Here is a 17682-nt window from a genome sequence, read left to right as displayed (position 1 = left end):
AATGTGTTTAAGATTTTTTTAGACTGGTTTTATGTCTCAAATTGTGGTCCAGAATATAAGAAGTATTATACTAGCAAATCTTTAAGTTCTTTCAATTTTTTAATTGCTGTTACTTTTATTTCAACTTCTTTTTTAGGAGCATTACTCATCGGCACAATCGCATGCTTAAAGCCATGTTTCTGTGCTTCATGTAAACGCTCTTGACCATACGGAACTGGACGAATCTCACCAGACAATCCCACCTCACCTAAAATAATCCAATCCTTTGCAATCGGTTTGCTATATAAGCTTGATAAAATTACTGCAATAATCGCCAAATCAATACTTGTTTCATTAACTTTAATACCTCCTACCACATTGATAAAAACATCAAAGTCAGCAAGTTGCACAGCTAAGTGTCTTTGTAAGACCGCTAACAACATAGCTAAGCGATTGGGGTCTAAGCCTACCGCTAAACGTCGAGGTTGACCGTAACCGTTTTCATTTACCAAAGCTTGAACTTCGGCAAGTATTGGGCGTGTACCTTCCCATATACTAATAATAACACTCCCTGATATATCGTCATCGGCTCGATTTAAGAAAATAGCAGATGGATTTTTTTACTTCGCGCATACCCTTATCAGTCATTGCAAACACACCTAGCTCGTTTACCGCACCAAATCTATTTTTCATAGCTCGCACCATGCGATAACGACCATCTGCTTGTCCTTCAATGAAAATAACAGCATCAACAATATGCTCTAAGACCCGAGGACCTGCAACTTCAGCAGATTTGGTGACATGCCCTACCAAAAACACGGCTGTATTAGTACGCTTTGCAGTTTGAGTTAATAGGCTTGCCGACTCTCTTACTTGAGCAACGCCACCTGGTGCCGACTGCAATGATTCAATTTGCATCGTTTGGATAGAATCAATAACCACAAGTTGAGGACGATTTTGTTCGATATACTGACAGATCAGTTCAACGTTAGTTTGACTCATCATCAATAATTTATCACTTGGGAGCTGCATGCGCTTGGCACGCAAAGCCACCTGCTCTAGCGACTCTTCTCCTGTCACATAAAGTGCGTTGTATTGAAGGGATAACACCGTCATAATTTGTAATAAAATGGATGATTTCCCGATACCTGGATCACCTCCAATTAAGGTGACCGAACCTGGGACAATTCCACCACCCATCACACGGTCAAACTCACTAAAAGGAGAACCAATGCGAGGATATTCAGCAAGTGAGACTTCACTGAGTTTTTGTACTCTTGTTTGTACGCCTGCGTAACCTACTTTACTTGTTATTGATGTTGATTGAATTAAGGTTTCAACTAAAGTGTTCCATTCAAAACAATCTGGGCATTGCCCTTGCCATTTCGTCGAAAATGCACCACATGCTTGACAAATATAGCTTGTTTTTACTTTTGCCATTTACTTAAATTACCTTATTTATCGTGTTTAATTAAGCCAACTAAATAATTTTCCAGCACTTGATTGAGCTCAAAGCCCTCATCAGCTAACAGTTGAATGCCAAAGCTTTTTTTATTTTGTAACTCATCAACGCTCACCCACACAATTTTTCCCTTACAAGCAAACTCTTGCTGTAATTCAGAAATTTTGACCACAAGATTCACTTCTTCTCCAAACAAAATTTGTAGTTCACTATTCGTTAAAAGTGCCCCTTGCTTAATAAAAGGCAAATATTTTTCTAACGCATCTTGTTTTGAATCTAAAGTAATGTGTATGGTTGTCATCATCAAATTTCCATATTGATTTTGAGTTGTTTCTTTTTATTATGCTTTTTACGCCAATGCACAAAAAAGCTTATGCCAAAAATGATAATAAATAAAAGAACCATCGATATAATCCAATGCTCTTTAACCAAGTCTAGCAATGATAATTTATGCAGAATAACCTGAAGTGCACTGCCAAAATAATATCCACCCAACAAGAAAACAAACACCCATATAACGCCACCAATAAAATCAAAAATTAAGAATTTAAAATTTGTAATTGTACTCATTCCAAGCGCAAATGGAATAATTGTACGTAACCCATAAGCGAAGCGAAAACCCAAGATCAACCAAAAGTTATACTTGTCGATCAGCATACTAATTCGATTAACCTTAGGCTGCCAATTTGGTTTACGACTTAAGATCTTAGGACCAATAAATCGTCCTAAACAAAATAAGAAGGAGTCGTGAAGCAAACAACCAATAATTGATAATACAATAATCCAGCCTAAATCCAGCATATCTGCGGCAGCCGCAACACCACCTAAGATCAAAAATGTTTCACCTTCAATAATAGCAGCACCAAACATAAGCCAATAACCCCATTGTTGAATCAATGCAATATGTTCTGGTGTCATCGTTACCTCTTTACTTGTTATCTATTTTCAGTTTAATCATCAACGCTCTAAGAAGCCTTGTCGCTTATTGCAACGGTTATATATCCTCTTAAAATTCCATTGCTTATTTAAAATGCAAAGCATTTTATTACAAATTTTGTGCTTTATGCTGTAAATATTGATCTACTAAAACCAATGCCAACATTGCCTCAGCAATCACAACGCCTCTAATTCCAACACATGGATCATGACGCCCTTTTGTCACAACTTGACAGTCATTGCCATAAATATCGACTGAACGCCCTGGTATCAAAATACTTGAAGTCGGTTTAAAAGCAATACTGACTAAAATATCTTGCCCTGATGAAATTCCACCCAAAATACCACCAGCATGATTGCTTAAAAAGCCTAGCTGTTTAGTATATTCATCACGATGCTCACTCCCCTTTTGCTTAACAACGTCAAAACCATCGCCAATAGCAACTGCCTTTACCGCGTTAATACTCATTAATGCTTTAGCAATTTCGGCATCTAAACGACTAAATACAGGCTCACCGAAACCAATAGGCACATTTTTAGCTACGATATTGACTTTGGCTCCTATTGAGTTTCCTTGCTTGCGTATACTGTGGATTAATTCCTCAAGCACTGGAATTTTCTGTGGATCTGCACAAAAAAATGGATTTTGTTCAATAAAATCAGGTGTTTTAAGATCAAGTTCAATATCGCCAATTTGAGAAACATAGCCAAAAATTTCAATATTAAATTGTTGTTTCAATATTTTTTTAGCAATCGCACCTGCTGCAACACGCATCGCTGTCTCACGTGCAGAAGACCTCCCCCCACCGCGATAATCACGAATACCATATTTATGAAAATAGGTAAAATCAGCATGTCCTGGTCGAAACTGGTCTTTAATCTCACCATAGTCTTTAGACTTTTGATCGACATTTTCAATTAGTAATCCAATCGGCGTGCCCGTTGTTTTACCTTCAAACACTCCAGATAAAATCCTCACCTGATCAGGTTCTGTGCGTTGAGTTGTAAATTTTGATTGTCCTGGTTTTCTACGATCTAAATCTTTTTGTAAATCGACTTCACATAGTTCAATACTCGAAGGACAGCCATCAATAATTGCACCTAAAGCCAATCCATGACTTTCTCCAAAAGTAGTGACACGAAACAATTCTCCAATTGTATTACCTGGCATGATTATTCAACCCTGCTTCAAACGCTTTTTTATAGGTAATGAGCTCTTGATAAGTAAGTAAAAATACACCTTCTCCACCGTCTTCAAAGTTAAGCCAGGTAAAAGGCACCTCAGAAAACGCTTCACATAAAGCACATTGACTATTACCCACTTCAACGATTAAAATTCCATCTTCAGTAAGATAATCAGAAGCTTCAATTAAAATTCTGCGCGTAATATCCAAACCATCCTCTCCTGAACCTAGTGCCAGTATTGGTTCTTTTAAGTATTCTTCAGGCATAGAAGATAAATCCTCATGATCAACATAAGGTGGATTCGATACAATTAAATCAAATTTTTGTCCTTGCACGGAATTGAATAAATCTGAATAGACAGTCTTAACACGATTTTCTAAATTATGAAGCTTGATATTTTTTTCAGCCACAGCAAGAGCATCTTCAGAAATATCGACTAAAGTCACTTGTGCTTGATCAAACACATGCGCACAACTTATACCAATGCAACCACTACCTGTACACAAATCAAGTATTCTTAATACTTTATTGTGATTGACCCATGGTTCAAACTCATTGCGAATAAGTTCACCTATTGGTGAACGCGGTACAATTACGCGCTGATCGACATAAAACTTCATACCAGCAAACCAAGCTGTTTTAGTTAAATATGGCAAGGGTATACGATCTACTACTCGCCGATATACCCATTTGATCACTTTTTGACGCTCAACGTGTGTCAAGCGTGCATCTAAAATTCTGTCGTCTATGTCAAGCGGCAAATAAAGTGCTTGTAATACCAAATGAACTGCTTCATCCCAAGCTGAATCGGTGCCATGCCCATAGAATAACTCAGCTTCTAAAAAACGACTTGATGCCCAGCGTAGATAATCGCGTATAGTTTCTAAATCTGAAGCTAAAGCATCAACGTTGACATCTGTACCAAATACATCACTCATTTTATCCTCTCTTCCACAACGTACCTGTGCCAGTATCTTCTAGTACAATACCAGATTGAGCCAGTGTATTTCTTATATTATCCGCACTTGCGTAATCTTTTTTTTGCTTAGCTTCAATACGCTGTTGTATCATTGCTTCAATTTCACTATCTGGCAATACATTCTCACCACTATGCTTAAAATATGCTTCTGCAGGATAATGCAAAATCCCAAGTACATTTCCCAATTGCAATAATAAGCGTGCATATTGTGTCGCTCTTTCTATGTTGCTAGCACGATATTTATTGATCTCTTTTGCTAAAGAAAACAAAACAGGCAAAGCTTCAGGTGTATTAAAATCATTGTCCATTGCTACTTTAAATGCAGCAATATATTCATCTTTATTATCAGGCAGACCATCTATTTGCATTATTTCAATACCACGCAACGCGGAATATAAACGCTCAACAGCTGCTTTTGCTTGATCAAGATTTTCTTTTGAATAATTAATTTCACTGCGATATTGACCAGAAATTAGAAAGAAACGCACAACCTCTGGATGATATTCGTTAAGCACCTCTTTGATCGTAAAGAAATTATTCAATGACTTGGACATTTTCTCAGCATCAACTTGCACCATTCCTGAATGCAACCAGTAATTGGCAAAAGTACAGTCATTTGCAGCTTCTGATTGGGCAATTTCATTTTCGTGATGTGGGAAACGTAAATCTGAACCACCCGCGTGAATATCAAAGTTATTCCCAAGCAGTTTTTTTGACATCGCGGAACATTCAATATGCCAACCCGGACGCCCTTTTCCCCACGGGGAATCCCAACTTGGTTCATTGGTTTTAGAGGCTTTCCACAACACAAAATCAAGTGGATTTTCTTTTTGCTCATTGCTTGCAACACGCGCACCAATACGTAAGCTTTCTAAACTTTGCTTACTAAGCTTGCCGTAACCTTTAAAACTTTCAACACGATAATAAACATCACCATTGCTAGAAACATAGGCATAACCTTTTTCAAGCAACGTTTCGATCATTTGGCACATTTCAGCAATTGTTTGAGTAGCACGTGGCTCAAAGTCAGGACGCAAAATATTTAAACGATCTAAATCCTCATACATACTTGCAATCGTTCGCTCAACAAGCATATTGGTTGATTCATGGTTGTCATTAGCACGCTTAATAATCTTATCATCTATGTCGGTAATATTACGAACGTAAGTCACCTCATATCTACAATAGCGAAAATAGCGCAAAATCACATCAAATGCAATTTGAGTCCGTGCATGACCAATGTGACAATCATCATAAACCGTCATACCACAAACGTACATTTTAAGTTTTCGTGGTGTAATTGGCTGAAAAAGCTCCTTTTTTCCAGATAAGGAATTATATACATAAATACTCATACAAAACGACTTGTTCACTTCTCATTTAAAAATATCTTGTTATGTTACCATCGCCTAAGCAGGGTTTAAATCATTTTCTTACGTTTTGCCACATGCTGAAAAACCTATCCGATAATTTGTTAAAAAAGCAGGACTTTCTAACCGTTTATTTGGCTAAACTCGATTTTTTCAATTTTTTTTCTATACTCCAGATAACAACTGTTTCGCGTCAAAGGAGTGGCAAATGCCTTTTTATTACAATGCAGCTGACTCAAGAAATAGTGCCCGCGACTTTATTCTCATTACCATTTATACCGATAAATATAAGATTAAAGGTGAGATTTCTGTGCGTACAGGCGTGCGTTTGACTGATCACATCAACACAGAAACAACTGGTAAATTCATTGCTCTGCGCAATGCTAAAATTTATATACACGCTAATGACGAACTTATTCGTGAATGTGACTTTATGAACGTGAACTTAGACAATATTTTATTTCTACATCCTGATCACGGCGCATAAAAAAACAAGCGCTTGCACTTAAGAGTTTAAGTAATAAAGCAATGACCTTATGCCAATTATGGAACTGTACAGCAGGATTGATGAAATGTGAAATGCCAGAAGCTAGGCAAGTAGATATAAGATCATCTTGCATATGATCAAAACAGGTAAAGTCTAAATGGCAATGGCTATCTGTAAGCATGTTATCTTTTTGACTAAAGTGGAATAATCAAAAATTGTAACAATTATGTAGTTATTAAACTACCTAAATATTTAGTCATGCTACTGATTGCCCTTGTGGTTTTGATAAGCACTTTTTACGTGTGCTACAAGAGGCAATCAATTTCGGCAGCTTATAAAACGATTACAGAAATACTTAGCCAAACGCTGCAGATTACAGATTAACAACCCATATTTGGCAAATGAGAAGAAAAACATTTGACAGCTTATTGACATCAACTTAACATATTGCGCACTGTCGCTGATTTAACAACAACTTGCGGGCGACAAAAAAATAACACCGCTAAAGCGTTTCTATATTTTCATTCTCCTTTTATAGAAGCCTTTTAGCTTGTTATAAAATACAAAGTAAAGGGATACAAATATGGCAAATGATTTTTTATTCACATCTGAGTCTGTCTCTGAAGGTCATCCAGACAAAATTGCTGATCAGATTTCAGATGCAATTCTTGATGCTATTTTAGCGCAAGACAAACATGCTCGTGTTGCATGTGAAACGCTTGTTAAAACTGGAATGGTATTAGTTGCTGGCGAGATTACAACTTCTGCTTGGGTTGATATCGAAGATATCGTACGCAAAGTCGTCGTAGGTATTGGCTATGACAAAGACGAGCTTGGCTTTGATGGTAATGATTGTGCGGTTATCAATGCTATTGGCAAACAATCTCCTGAAATCGCACAAGGTGTGGATCGCCAAAATCCACTTGATCAAGGTGCAGGTGATCAAGGACTTATGTTTGGCTTTGCTACTAACGAAACACCAACTTTAATGCCTGCAGCAATTTATTACGCGCACAAGCTTATGCAACGACAAGCATTTTTGCGCAAAAACAAAACCCTCTCTTGGCTTCGTCCTGATGCTAAGAGCCAAGTCACATTGCGTTATATGGATGGTAAACCAATTGCTGTAGATACAGTTGTTATCTCTACCCAACATGCAGCAGATATAGGACAAAGTGCTATTAAAGAAGCCGTTATTGAAGAAATTATTCTACCTATTTTACCTAAAGAATGGATTACAGCTAAAACCAAATATCTTATTAATCCTACTGGAAAATTTGTGATTGGAGGACCTGTTGGTGATTGTGGCTTAACAGGACGTAAAATTATCGTTGATAGCTATGGAGGCGCAGCACACCATGGAGGAGGTGCTTTTTCTGGGAAGGATCCTTCCAAAGTCGATCGTTCTGCCGCCTATATGGGACGATATATCGCTAAAAATATTGTGGCTAGTCGTTTGGCCGATAAATGTGAAATCCAAGTTTCATATGCTATTGGCGTTGCACAGCCTACTTCTATTATGGTTAATACTTTTGGTACAGGTAAGGTGGATGATTATGTGATTGAAGAACTTATACTTAAGCATTTTGATCTTCGCCCTTATGCAATTACCCATCAATTAGATTTATTGCGTCCAATTTACCAAAAAACTGCAAGTTACGGTCACTTTGGTCGAGAGGATATTGATTTTACCTGGGAAAAGACTGATAAAGCGGAAACATTATCATCCACAGTACATATTTAGCAATGCTCTAGGGAAATTCAATTAACTTTCAATATACAAATAAACCTGCTTACCTTATAATACCTCGGTGTGTTTAAGGTCTTCTCATATCATAAATGATATTACATATAACATTATTCATTTGGCTAGTGCTAGGATGCCTTTCATTTGTGCTTCCGAGTCGCTTTTTTAGTCATTTTAGGTACGCAACCATCATTGCCGCTTTACTGATTATAATGAGTGCTATTTTTTACGTGAAATTAATAAGCATAACATTTGAAATTACATTGCTACCTGAAAATCTAACTTTCTTATTTCAACTAGATGAATTATCACGCTTTTTTGTGCTTTTGTTAGGACTGTCAACAGTTGCTATTTCGGGGTTTGGGCAAGCTTATTTCCGACACTTTAGCTTAAAACATCAAAGAGTTATTCATATAGCTTACCCTTTTTTCGTCCTTGGGATGCTTATGGTATTGAGTGCAAGTAACACATTTACCTTTCTATTTGCTTGGGAGATAATGAGTTTAAGTTCTTATTTTCTAGTAGTATGCGGCAACACAGCCAAAGTTGTCCGACAAGCAGGTTTTTTATATTTAGGCATTGCACATATTGGCTTTTTATGCATCAGTAGCGCTTTTTTTCTATTAAACCACAGTGATTTTGCCCTACCTCTAGCTAATTTAGTATTTACTCTTATGTTAATTGGATTTGGTGCAAAGGCAGGTCTTTTTCCATTGCACATTTGGTTACCAGAAGCACATCCTGCCGCTCCTAGCCCAATTTCTGCATTGATGAGCGGTGTTATGTTAAAAACGGCGATTTATGGACTCATTCGCTTTAGTTTCTACTGGCTCCTCCCATGGCAACAATCATGGTGGGGTTTTTTATTTATTGCAATTGGATTACTTAGCATGCTCATTGGCGTCCTCCATGCTGCACTACAAAGCGATATGAAACGACTATTGGCCTATTCTTCCATAGAGAATTTGGGATTTATTGTATTAAATCTAGGTTTTGCTATTGTTTTTTATCAATATCAACAATACACGCTATCTAACGTCGCTTTGCTGATTGTTTTATTGCATAGCTTAAGCCATAGCCTATTTAAATCTTTACTTTTTCTCTGCACAGGTTCAATTTTACATGCAACAGGTGAACGCAATATTGGAAAATTAGGTGGGCTTATTCAAAAAATGCCATGGGTGAGTGCTTGCGCATTGATAGGTTGCTTAGCAATGGCAGGCTTACCATTATTCAGTGGATTTATTTCCGAATGGCTTTATTTACAGCTTTTTTTCAAACAGCAAACATTCGAGCATTTCAACTTTGCTGTACTATCTATTGTCATTGCTGCCACAAGTATGTTGGTATTTGCCTTAGCAGGTTTTGTCGCTGTGAAGTTTTTTGGCATTGCATTTTTAGGTCAACCCAGAGAATCTCAACTAATACATGCTAAACCAGCCAATTTGTTAGAGCGAGTGTCTCTACTGTGGCTTACAATATGGACGATCGTAATTGGTTTATACCCTGCACCATTTATCTCTATGATTCAAAAAGTAATTAACTCAATATCCGATAAATTCACTCTTGTTTGGAAGGGTAGTTTCACTATTTCATTTCCACATTCAACCTTGGCAAACAGTAATTATTTTGCTCCATTACTGTTAGCATTTATCATGATTTTAAGCTTGTTACTTATTTTCCCCTTGATCCATAAGCACTTCCGTAGAGATGCCACCTGGGGATGTGGCTTTGATTCCATTAACTCACGTATGCAAGATTCTGCTGAGGGGTTTTCCCAACCATTTAAACAGATTTTCTCTAAATTGATTCAAGTAAAAATTAATATATCCAATATCAATGGTGATAAACCTCACTATTTTGTTTATATTTCCGAAAAAATATGGCCTTTTTTTTATAAACCCATAACACAAGCTATCTGGAAGATTGTTTTTATAACACGCTGGATTCAACAAGGAAAAATTTCTGTTTATTTGACCTACGTTGGCTTAACGCTACTTGTTTTACTCATCTTGGTATTATGGATATGACCACAGAAATAACCACAATTTTGCTACTTGCTTTACAAGGTATACTCATTATTGTAATTTCTCCTTTACTAATAGGTTTTCTACAAGTATTTAAATGTTGGCTGCAAAATCGCACCGCTTCTTCCCTGTTTCAACCTTATTTTGTATTTTATAAGCTCTTAATCAAAGAACCCATATTGCCTTACAATGCATCCTGGCTATTTAAATATACTCCTTTTATCTACTTTTGTGCTTTAAGTATACTTGCTTTTAGCACTCCTTTTATATTCTATCGTGGCTTGTTTACATCGATCATAGACGTCATTGTTTTAGTTGGTATATTAGCACTCGCTCGAATAAGCATGATACTTGCTGCCATGGATATTGGATCAGCGTTTGGCTCACTAGGCGCAAGACGAGAGATGTTTATTGCCTGCTTGGTTGAACCTATATTGCTGCTTGTATTATTGAACCTTGGCTTGATAACACATGGGTTAACGCTTGGTCATATCAGTTTTAGCTTGATCCAACATAGTATGCTGTACCCTAGCCTTGCTTTCTCTTTGTGCGCATTTACTATCATTTTGCTTGCTGAAAACTCCCGATTTCCTTTTGATAATCCAAGCACACATTTAGAGTTGACCATGATACATGAAGCAATGGTACTAGAATATTCAGGGAGATATTTAGCCGCTATAGAATGGAGTAATGCGTTAAAGTTGGAATTATTTTTATTGATCTTTATCAATTTGTTTTTTCCTTTTGGTTTAGCGGTAGAAACTTCGTTATTATCCATTACAGTTGGATTCATCACAACCTTAGTCAAACTTATTATATTATTGGCACTACTTGCAATTACAGAAACACTACAAACTAAGGTGCGTATATTTAGAATACCAGAGTACCTTGGTTTAGCACTTTTCCTTGCTTTTCTGGGTATTCTTTTAACACAATTAATAGGAACAACAGCATGATTCATAGTTGGTTGCTTTTTTTGATAAGTTCAATGCTACTATGTAGTAGTTTAATGTTAATCCAATCTTACATTACGAATGTAATCAAACTTTTAATTATTCAGAATGTGCTTTTAAGTAGTTACATACTCACAGAAACGATCTATGCACCAAGCATGGAAGTATTTATTTCTTTAATTATTACCATTGGCATCAAAGTTATTCTTTTACCATTTTTACTATGGAAATTAGTTCAATTTTTACACCTTTCCGGACGTATTGAACCAATACTGAATAAGCCTAGTCTACTGTTACTAGCATCTGCGCTTATTCTCTTGGCATTAATTTTAGGACAGCAGTTGGTCAACAGTATGCTTCATCGCTACATTTCAGGATTTTCACTTGGACTTGCCAATGCATTTGTAGCTGTATTAATCATTACTTTTAGAAGAAAAACTGTCACTCAAGTAATGGGTCTATTAGTATTAGAAAACAGTATCTTTATTCTAGCCGCAGCGATAAGCACAGGATTCGCTTGGCTAATCGAACTTGGGATGAGTTTTGATATCCTTATGGGTTTTATGATTTTCACACTATTCTTAATCCGAATACAGCAAGAGCATGGTTCCTTCCAAGTTCAGTTATTTGAGAAACTAAAGGAGCGTATATGAACTTGATTACGCTATTACTCTTGCCTTCTGTTATTGCTTTAGTCCTATTGCCTTGGATAGAAAACAGGAAATATGCGACTCATGTAAATGCTATATTATGCAGTTTAAGCTTTATCATAAGCATTATTTTAGGCTATGTAATATATGTTGAAGATACAGCACTATTTTTTTTCAAAGACTGGTTTATGTGTGACAAACTGAATGTCCTTTTTATTATACTTAGCAGCTTTATTGGAATGAGCACAAGTTTTTATAGCATTAGCTATCTGGATAATGAAAATAAAACACATTTACATCCTTTAGTTTATCGCTTTTATCATACGACTTACCAATTGTTCTTGCTAGGCATGCTGATTGTATTACTCAGTAATAATATCGGCATGATGTGGATTGCCATGGAACTTGCTACTATCTCCAGTATTGCATTAGTCGGATTAAGACAAACCCCACAAGCGCTAGAAGCTTCATGGAAATATTTGATTTTATGCGGCGTAGGTATTGGGTTTGCACTACTTGGTACTGTGATTTTATATTTTGGTGCTTATACTCATGGTCTGGGAGAAGAAGGCTTACTATGGACAAAATTAATGACAAATATCTCTCAAATTCCTGCCAAATTATTAAGCATCAGCTTTGTATTTCTTTTTGTTGGTTATGGTACTAAAGTCGGATTCGTCCCATTACACAATTGGTTGCCAGATGCCTATGCCGAAGGATACCCAATGGTAAATGCCTTATCATCAGGCGCTTTGCTTAATTTAGCGTTATTTGCCTTGCTCAAGTTTAAGCTATTATTTGCCAACGCAGGCTTAATTAATTTTCCTTGTTACCTTTTCTTAACCTTTGGCTTTATCAGCTTATTTTTTGCAGCCCTATCACTATTTCGCCAACGAACACTTAATCGCTTGTTAGCATACTCTTCAATTGAACACATGGGACTTATCAGCATTGCAATTGGAATTGGCAACAAGCTTGCATTACTTGCAGCGATACTACACATCTGGATACATGCCTTAGTTAAAACTGCTTTGCTCTTAATATCTGGTACAGTAATTCAGCAATTTCATACTCAAGTACTACAAAAAATTCGTGCATTATTTGAAAAATCTCCTATAACCGCAAGTTTATTTTTAATCTCTTTTTTGGCTATTCTTGGTTTACCACCATCGGGATTGTTTATAAGTGAATTACTACTGATTCTAGCAGCAATGGAGGCTAATATTGGTCTTATGATTTTGCTTGTCGTAGGACTGATACTCGCATTTTTAGCCATACTATTAAAAATTCAGCCATTGTTTTTTGGACAATTAAACACTCCCATCACTCATTTAAAAAATACAAAACATATTTACTGGACAGTGGGAGCTCATTTGATATTGGTTATCATAGCAGGACTTTATATGCCTATTTTCTTACTTGATTCTGCTATATATTCCATCATAGGTGGAAAGTCATGAATAAAACAATGCTGAATGATCTTTTACACTTTAATAACATCAAGGCTTATCAATATTTATCTGTTGATATTAGGTTACAATATCCTCTTGCTAAAGAAATTAAATCTCAAAATGGTCTTTTGCTTACAGAATGGATTGCTTTTGACTCCTCTTCAAATGAAACGAACTGGTATGTATTGTATTATTATCAAGCCTACTGGCTCTGCATTGTGTCTCGACTAAATCCAAAACGACCAATGCTTATTGATTTAAGTGAAGCCTTTCCTATAAATGAGAGATTACACAGAGCTATCCACGATTTAACCAAAATTCCAACAAAAAAAGCAAAAGATAAACGTGCATGGCTAAATCATGGTCATTTCAAAATGGGAATTTTAAATCCCTATAGCAAATCAAGTCGCTTTGCCAAATTACATTATGTTTTTAACAAAGTCTCAGGAGAAGGAGTCCATGAAATTCCAGTAGGTCCTGTGCATGCAGGAATTATCGAACCTGGACACTTTCGTTTTTCTATCGTTGGTGAGCGAATTTTAAAACTAGAAGATCGATTGGGATACACACATAAAGGCATTCATTCTTTACTTATCAATAAAAGCATGTCAGAAGCAGCTTCTTTACTTGGAAGAGTAAGTGGTGACACTACTGTAGCTTATGCTTATGCTTTTGCACTTGCTTGTGAGAAGCAGCTTGGCTTTGAAATAGATGCTAAAACAAAATGTATACGTGCTATTTTACTTGAACGCGAACGCTTGATTAACCACATCGGTGATATTGGTGCTATTATTAACGACACCGGTTTTATCAGCTTAGCAATGCAATTCTCCATCTTAAAAGAAAAACTTGTACGTGAGAATAAACTGCTAACACATCATCGATATATGATGGATGCCATCTCCCCACAACAGTATATGACTATGTGGGATAAATCTATAGTACATGATTTACTCAACCACCTTAATGATGTAAAAAAGCAGTTGTTCCAATTAGAGCAGATTTATCATGATCACCATGGACTTCAAGATCGCTTGAAAACAACCGGTATTTTAACGCATACTCTTGCTCAATCTTTAGGTGTTTTAGGTATAATCGCAAAGGCATCTGGCATTGCTATCGATGCCAGGGCATCCTGCACACTTTATCCTTATTCTGAAATTGATTTTACACCTATAACGGCAGAAACAGGTGATGTCGCTGCACGCGTATATGTGCGTTTTCGTGAATGCTTACAAAGCATTGATATGATTGAACAATTTTTGCAATTAGAATTCAATAACTGTACACAAGCACTTGACATAGATCAATCCTCAACAGAAAAGATCAGTATTATGTGCGTAGAGAGCTGGAGAGGCCCTATATGTATTGCAGTCCAACTTCATGATACTAAAGTTTCATGGTGCCATTTCCACGATCCTTCATGGCAAAACTGGCCTGCATTAAGTCATGCTGTTATGAATAATATCGTTGCTGATTTTCCACTTATTAATAAATCTTTTAACTTAAGCTACAGTGGTGAGGACAGCTAATCATGTGGAAGTTTACAAAAAAGTTACTTAAAACAGGTATTAAAAGTGAAAAAATAAACCCTATAGTTAATGATATTGATGATCTAGAAATAGTTGGCAAGATACTTGAAAAAAGAATTGCTCAACGTTTTGGTAAAGCACTTGCTATTCGTATGGTGGATGCCGGCTCTTGTAATGCCTGCGAACTTGAAGTTCATGCAACTAACAATCCCTTTTATAACCTTGAGAGCTATGGTATACGATTTGTTGCAAGTCCCCGTCATGCCGACATGTTATTTGTGACAGGTCCTATAACCAAAAATATGCGTGATGCGCTTGTTAAAACCTATGAGGCCATGCCTCATCCAAAGTTAGTTCTAGCTATAGGTGATTGTGCGCATTGTGGAGGCGTTTTTAAAGACAGTTATGCGGTTGAAGGAGGAATTCAAGGGATTATTCCAGTGGATGTAGTTGTCAAAGGGTGCCCTCCTTCACCTGTTCAAATCATACAGGGAATTTTCAAAGCAATTGAGTACTGTTATTAACTAACTCTATTCACGCAAACTCGCATCCACATGGGTTTTTAAAGAGGTAAGAATTTTAGTAATTGCTTCATTCATCATTTCATCAGTCAGCGTTTGCGTATTGTCTTGAAATATTAAATTTAAAGCAACACTCTTCTTATCTTCAGGCAAGCTTTCGCCTTGATAGATGTCAAATAAATCCACTTGATTCAAATGTGATACATTTGCTTTATTCACTGCATCGATTAACCTTTGAGCTGTTGTATTTCGATCAACAATCACCGCAATGTCACGTGAAACCGCTGGATATTTTGAAATTGCCATGAACTTAGCAATATCTCGATTTGAAATTTTGCTAGTTTGCAGCTCAAATACGACAGGTGATTTCCCCTTAATCTGCATGACTTTCATAATATTTGGATGCAAAATACCAATCACACCAACTTGCTCGCCGTTTTGGTAAATATAAGCAGACTGACCTGGGTGCAACCAATCGATATCTTCACATGTAACATAATTAATCGACTTTTTATTAAGTTGTAGTAACGCCTCCACATCGGCTTTAACAGAATAGAAGTCTGCTAAAGTTGTTTCTTGCCAATTCAGTGGATTGATATTGCCATAAGCAAGACCTGCAAAATGCAAATATTCATGTGCCAGCTGCTCAGCTGGTTGAAAGCACACTCCTTCTTCAAAAATGCGTATGCGTGACTGTTGACGGTTTAAGTTGAACTTAAAAGTACTGACTAACCCAGGAATCAGACCTTGGCGCATCACTGACATATCTTGTGAAATTGGGTTTTGTAATGTAAGTCCCGCCTGGTTAAAAAATAAAGCATCTAGTTTAGGGTCGATAAAACTGTAATTCACTACCTCATGATAACCACGATCAACCAAAACTATTTTTAAACGATTAAGCGCCACTACCTGTTCAGATACCTGCTGTTGTATCAAAGATACTTCTGGTAAACTCATCGGTAAGTTTTGATAGCCATAAATACGACCAACCTCTTCAATCAAGTCTTCTTCAATTGCTATATCAAAACGATAGCTTGGCGGGATTACCTGCCAAAGTGTTTCATTTGCATCTTGTGATAATTTATTGATAGAGATATTCAATGATTGAAGTATTTGCTCAACATAACTTGTCTCAAAATTCATCCCTAAAATAGAATTAATCTTGCTCAAACGCAAAGTTATTATTTTGTTTTCATCAACATAGTGATCTGCAACTGCTAGATCTTCTATTTCTCCACCAGCAATATCAAGAATAAGATAAGTTGCATAATCAATTGCATATGCACAAAGATTAGGATCTACACCACGTTCAAATCGATGAGATGAATCGGTGTGAAGTCCATATTGACGCGCTTTTCCTGCGATTGCCTCTGGTGTAAAATAAGCACTTTCTAAGAATATAGTCTTGCTGTTTTCCGTCACCGAAGAATAAAGCCCACCCATCACACCTGCAATTGCCAACACTTTGTTATCATCAGCAATAACAAGCGTATTGCTTTTTAAAGTCACCTCAGTCTCATCTAGCAAAATAATCTTCTCACCCTCTTTTGCCATACGTGTATAAACACTACCTGTTAGTTTATCAGCATCAAATGCGTGCATCGGCTGACCAAGTTCAAGTAGAACGTAATTGGTAATATCTACAATAACTGAAATTGAACGCAAACCTGAACGACGTAACCGCTCTTTCATCCACAAAGGTGTTGTAGCTTTAGTATTAACGCTTTTAATCATTCGTCCAAAATAGCGCGGACAAAGTGTGCTTGCTTGGCTTATTATGGTTTTAGATGCTTTTTGTGTTGCTTGTAATTCAACTACTGGTAATTTTATTAATTTTGAACTTGTTAAGGCTGACACTTCTCTAGCAATACCATAAACACTTAAACAATCGGCGCGATTTGGCGTTAAGTCGACTTCTATAACATCATCGTCCAACTGTAAATACTGGCGTATATCTATACCAATAGGGGCGTCAATAGGTAAGTCCATTAAACCTTCACTTTCTTCACTTATGCCTAGCTCTTTTTCCGAGCACAACATACCAAAAGACTCTTGCCCTCTAAGCTCACTTTTTTTGATTTTAAAATCACCAGGCAACCGTGCTCCAATTTTTGCCAGTGGTGCTTTCATTCCGGCGTAAACATTTCCTGCTCCACAAACGATAGTCAATAGCTCATCTTCACCAATATCTACTTGGCAAATATTTAACTTATCGGCAGCTCGATGTTTTCCAATACTTTTAATTTCTGCTACAACAACACCACTAAAAGGTGGTGTGACCGCCTCAATTGAATCGACTTCTAATCCTGCTGTGGTGAGTTTTTCCTTAAGCACACTCACTGTGGGGCTTTCATCCAAATAATTGCTCAACCATTGATGACTGAATTTCATTTTTAAACCTTT

Annotated in this window: 14 protein-coding genes and 1 pseudogene; 8 read left to right on the top strand and 7 right to left on the bottom strand. The window is 36.8% G+C overall.

What is annotated here, in order from left to right:
- Positions 1–65: 65 nt before the first annotated feature.
- From radA to cysS, 6 genes and pseudogenes are all read right to left on the bottom strand, one after another.
- Positions 66–1419 (bottom strand): annotated as a pseudogene (gene radA / locus M1V25_RS05125) (DNA repair protein RadA).
- A gap of 14 nt (positions 1420–1433) precedes the next feature.
- On the bottom strand, positions 1434–1745 hold the full coding sequence (locus M1V25_RS05120; RefSeq protein WP_116964833.1) for a PilZ domain-containing protein: 312 nt from the start codon (positions 1743–1745) through the stop codon (positions 1434–1436).
- On the bottom strand, positions 1745–2359 hold the full coding sequence (locus M1V25_RS05115; protein WP_116964834.1) for a DedA family protein: 615 nt from the start codon (positions 2357–2359) through the stop codon (positions 1745–1747). Before M1V25_RS05115 ends, M1V25_RS05120 begins: the two co-directional genes overlap by 1 nt.
- Positions 2360–2486: 127 nt before the next feature.
- The gene (gene aroC / locus M1V25_RS05110) at positions 2487–3548 is read right to left on the bottom strand and encodes a chorismate synthase (RefSeq protein WP_498842622.1); all 1062 of its coding nucleotides are present in this window, start codon (positions 3546–3548) and stop codon (positions 2487–2489) included.
- Positions 3538–4500, bottom strand: a complete 963-nt coding sequence (prmB, locus tag M1V25_RS05105) for a 50S ribosomal protein L3 N(5)-glutamine methyltransferase (RefSeq protein ID WP_116964836.1) — start codon at positions 4498–4500, stop codon at positions 3538–3540. Before prmB ends, aroC begins: the two co-directional genes overlap by 11 nt.
- 1 nt (position 4501) lies before the next feature.
- Positions 4502–5890 (bottom strand): cysteine--tRNA ligase, encoded by a 1389-nt coding sequence (cysS, locus tag M1V25_RS05100; protein ID WP_498842631.1) that lies wholly within the window; start codon positions 5888–5890, stop codon positions 4502–4504.
- A 229-nt stretch (positions 5891–6119) separates the two neighbouring features.
- Between cysS and M1V25_RS05095 the strand changes: the two genes are divergently transcribed.
- From M1V25_RS05095 to M1V25_RS05060, 8 genes are all read left to right on the top strand, one after another.
- Positions 6120–6398 carry a DUF6812 domain-containing protein gene (locus M1V25_RS05095; protein ID WP_116964838.1) on the top strand — a complete coding sequence of 93 codons (279 nt, stop codon included), beginning with the start codon at positions 6120–6122 and terminating at the stop codon, positions 6396–6398.
- A gap of 583 nt (positions 6399–6981) precedes the next feature.
- Positions 6982–8142 (top strand): methionine adenosyltransferase, encoded by a 1161-nt coding sequence (gene metK / locus M1V25_RS05090; RefSeq protein WP_498842621.1) that lies wholly within the window; start codon positions 6982–6984, stop codon positions 8140–8142.
- A 233-nt stretch (positions 8143–8375) separates the two neighbouring features.
- Complete coding sequence (locus M1V25_RS05085; RefSeq protein ID WP_498842620.1) at positions 8376–10175, top strand: proton-conducting transporter transmembrane domain-containing protein; 1800 nt, start codon at positions 8376–8378, stop codon at positions 10173–10175.
- A complete protein-coding gene (locus tag M1V25_RS05080) occupies positions 10172–11128 on the top strand; it encodes a respiratory chain complex I subunit 1 family protein (protein ID WP_157966622.1) in 957 nt (318 codons plus the stop codon). Before M1V25_RS05085 ends, M1V25_RS05080 begins: the two co-directional genes overlap by 4 nt.
- A gap of 53 nt (positions 11129–11181) precedes the next feature.
- Positions 11182–11778, top strand: a complete 597-nt coding sequence (locus M1V25_RS05075; protein WP_498842619.1) for a hypothetical protein — start codon at positions 11182–11184, stop codon at positions 11776–11778.
- Entirely contained in the window at positions 11775–13235 is a 1461-nt protein-coding gene (locus M1V25_RS05070) for a proton-conducting transporter transmembrane domain-containing protein (protein ID WP_498842618.1), read from the top strand. Before M1V25_RS05075 ends, M1V25_RS05070 begins: the two co-directional genes overlap by 4 nt.
- A complete protein-coding gene (locus M1V25_RS05065; protein WP_498842617.1) occupies positions 13232–14758 on the top strand; it encodes a hydrogenase large subunit in 1527 nt (508 codons plus the stop codon). Before M1V25_RS05070 ends, M1V25_RS05065 begins: the two co-directional genes overlap by 4 nt.
- Positions 14759–14760: 2 nt before the next feature.
- Positions 14761–15282, top strand: coding sequence for an NADH-quinone oxidoreductase subunit B family protein (locus tag M1V25_RS05060; RefSeq protein ID WP_116964180.1), 522 nt, complete (start codon positions 14761–14763; stop codon positions 15280–15282).
- Between the two features lie 6 nt (positions 15283–15288).
- Here the strand turns inward: M1V25_RS05060 and pheT are convergent, their stop codons facing one another.
- On the bottom strand, positions 15289–17670 hold the full coding sequence (gene pheT / locus M1V25_RS05055; RefSeq protein WP_498842616.1) for a phenylalanine--tRNA ligase subunit beta: 2382 nt from the start codon (positions 17668–17670) through the stop codon (positions 15289–15291).
- Between the last annotated feature and the right edge of the window lie 12 nt (positions 17671–17682).

It is taken from the genome of Candidatus Nebulibacter yamunensis (assembly GCF_024208055.1).
In the GTDB taxonomy this organism is placed as follows: Bacteria; Pseudomonadota; Gammaproteobacteria; order Francisellales; family Francisellaceae; genus Caedibacter; species Caedibacter lacustris.
Note: the sequence above shows the minus strand (reverse complement) of the source record. Positions and strands in the feature narration are given on the sequence as shown.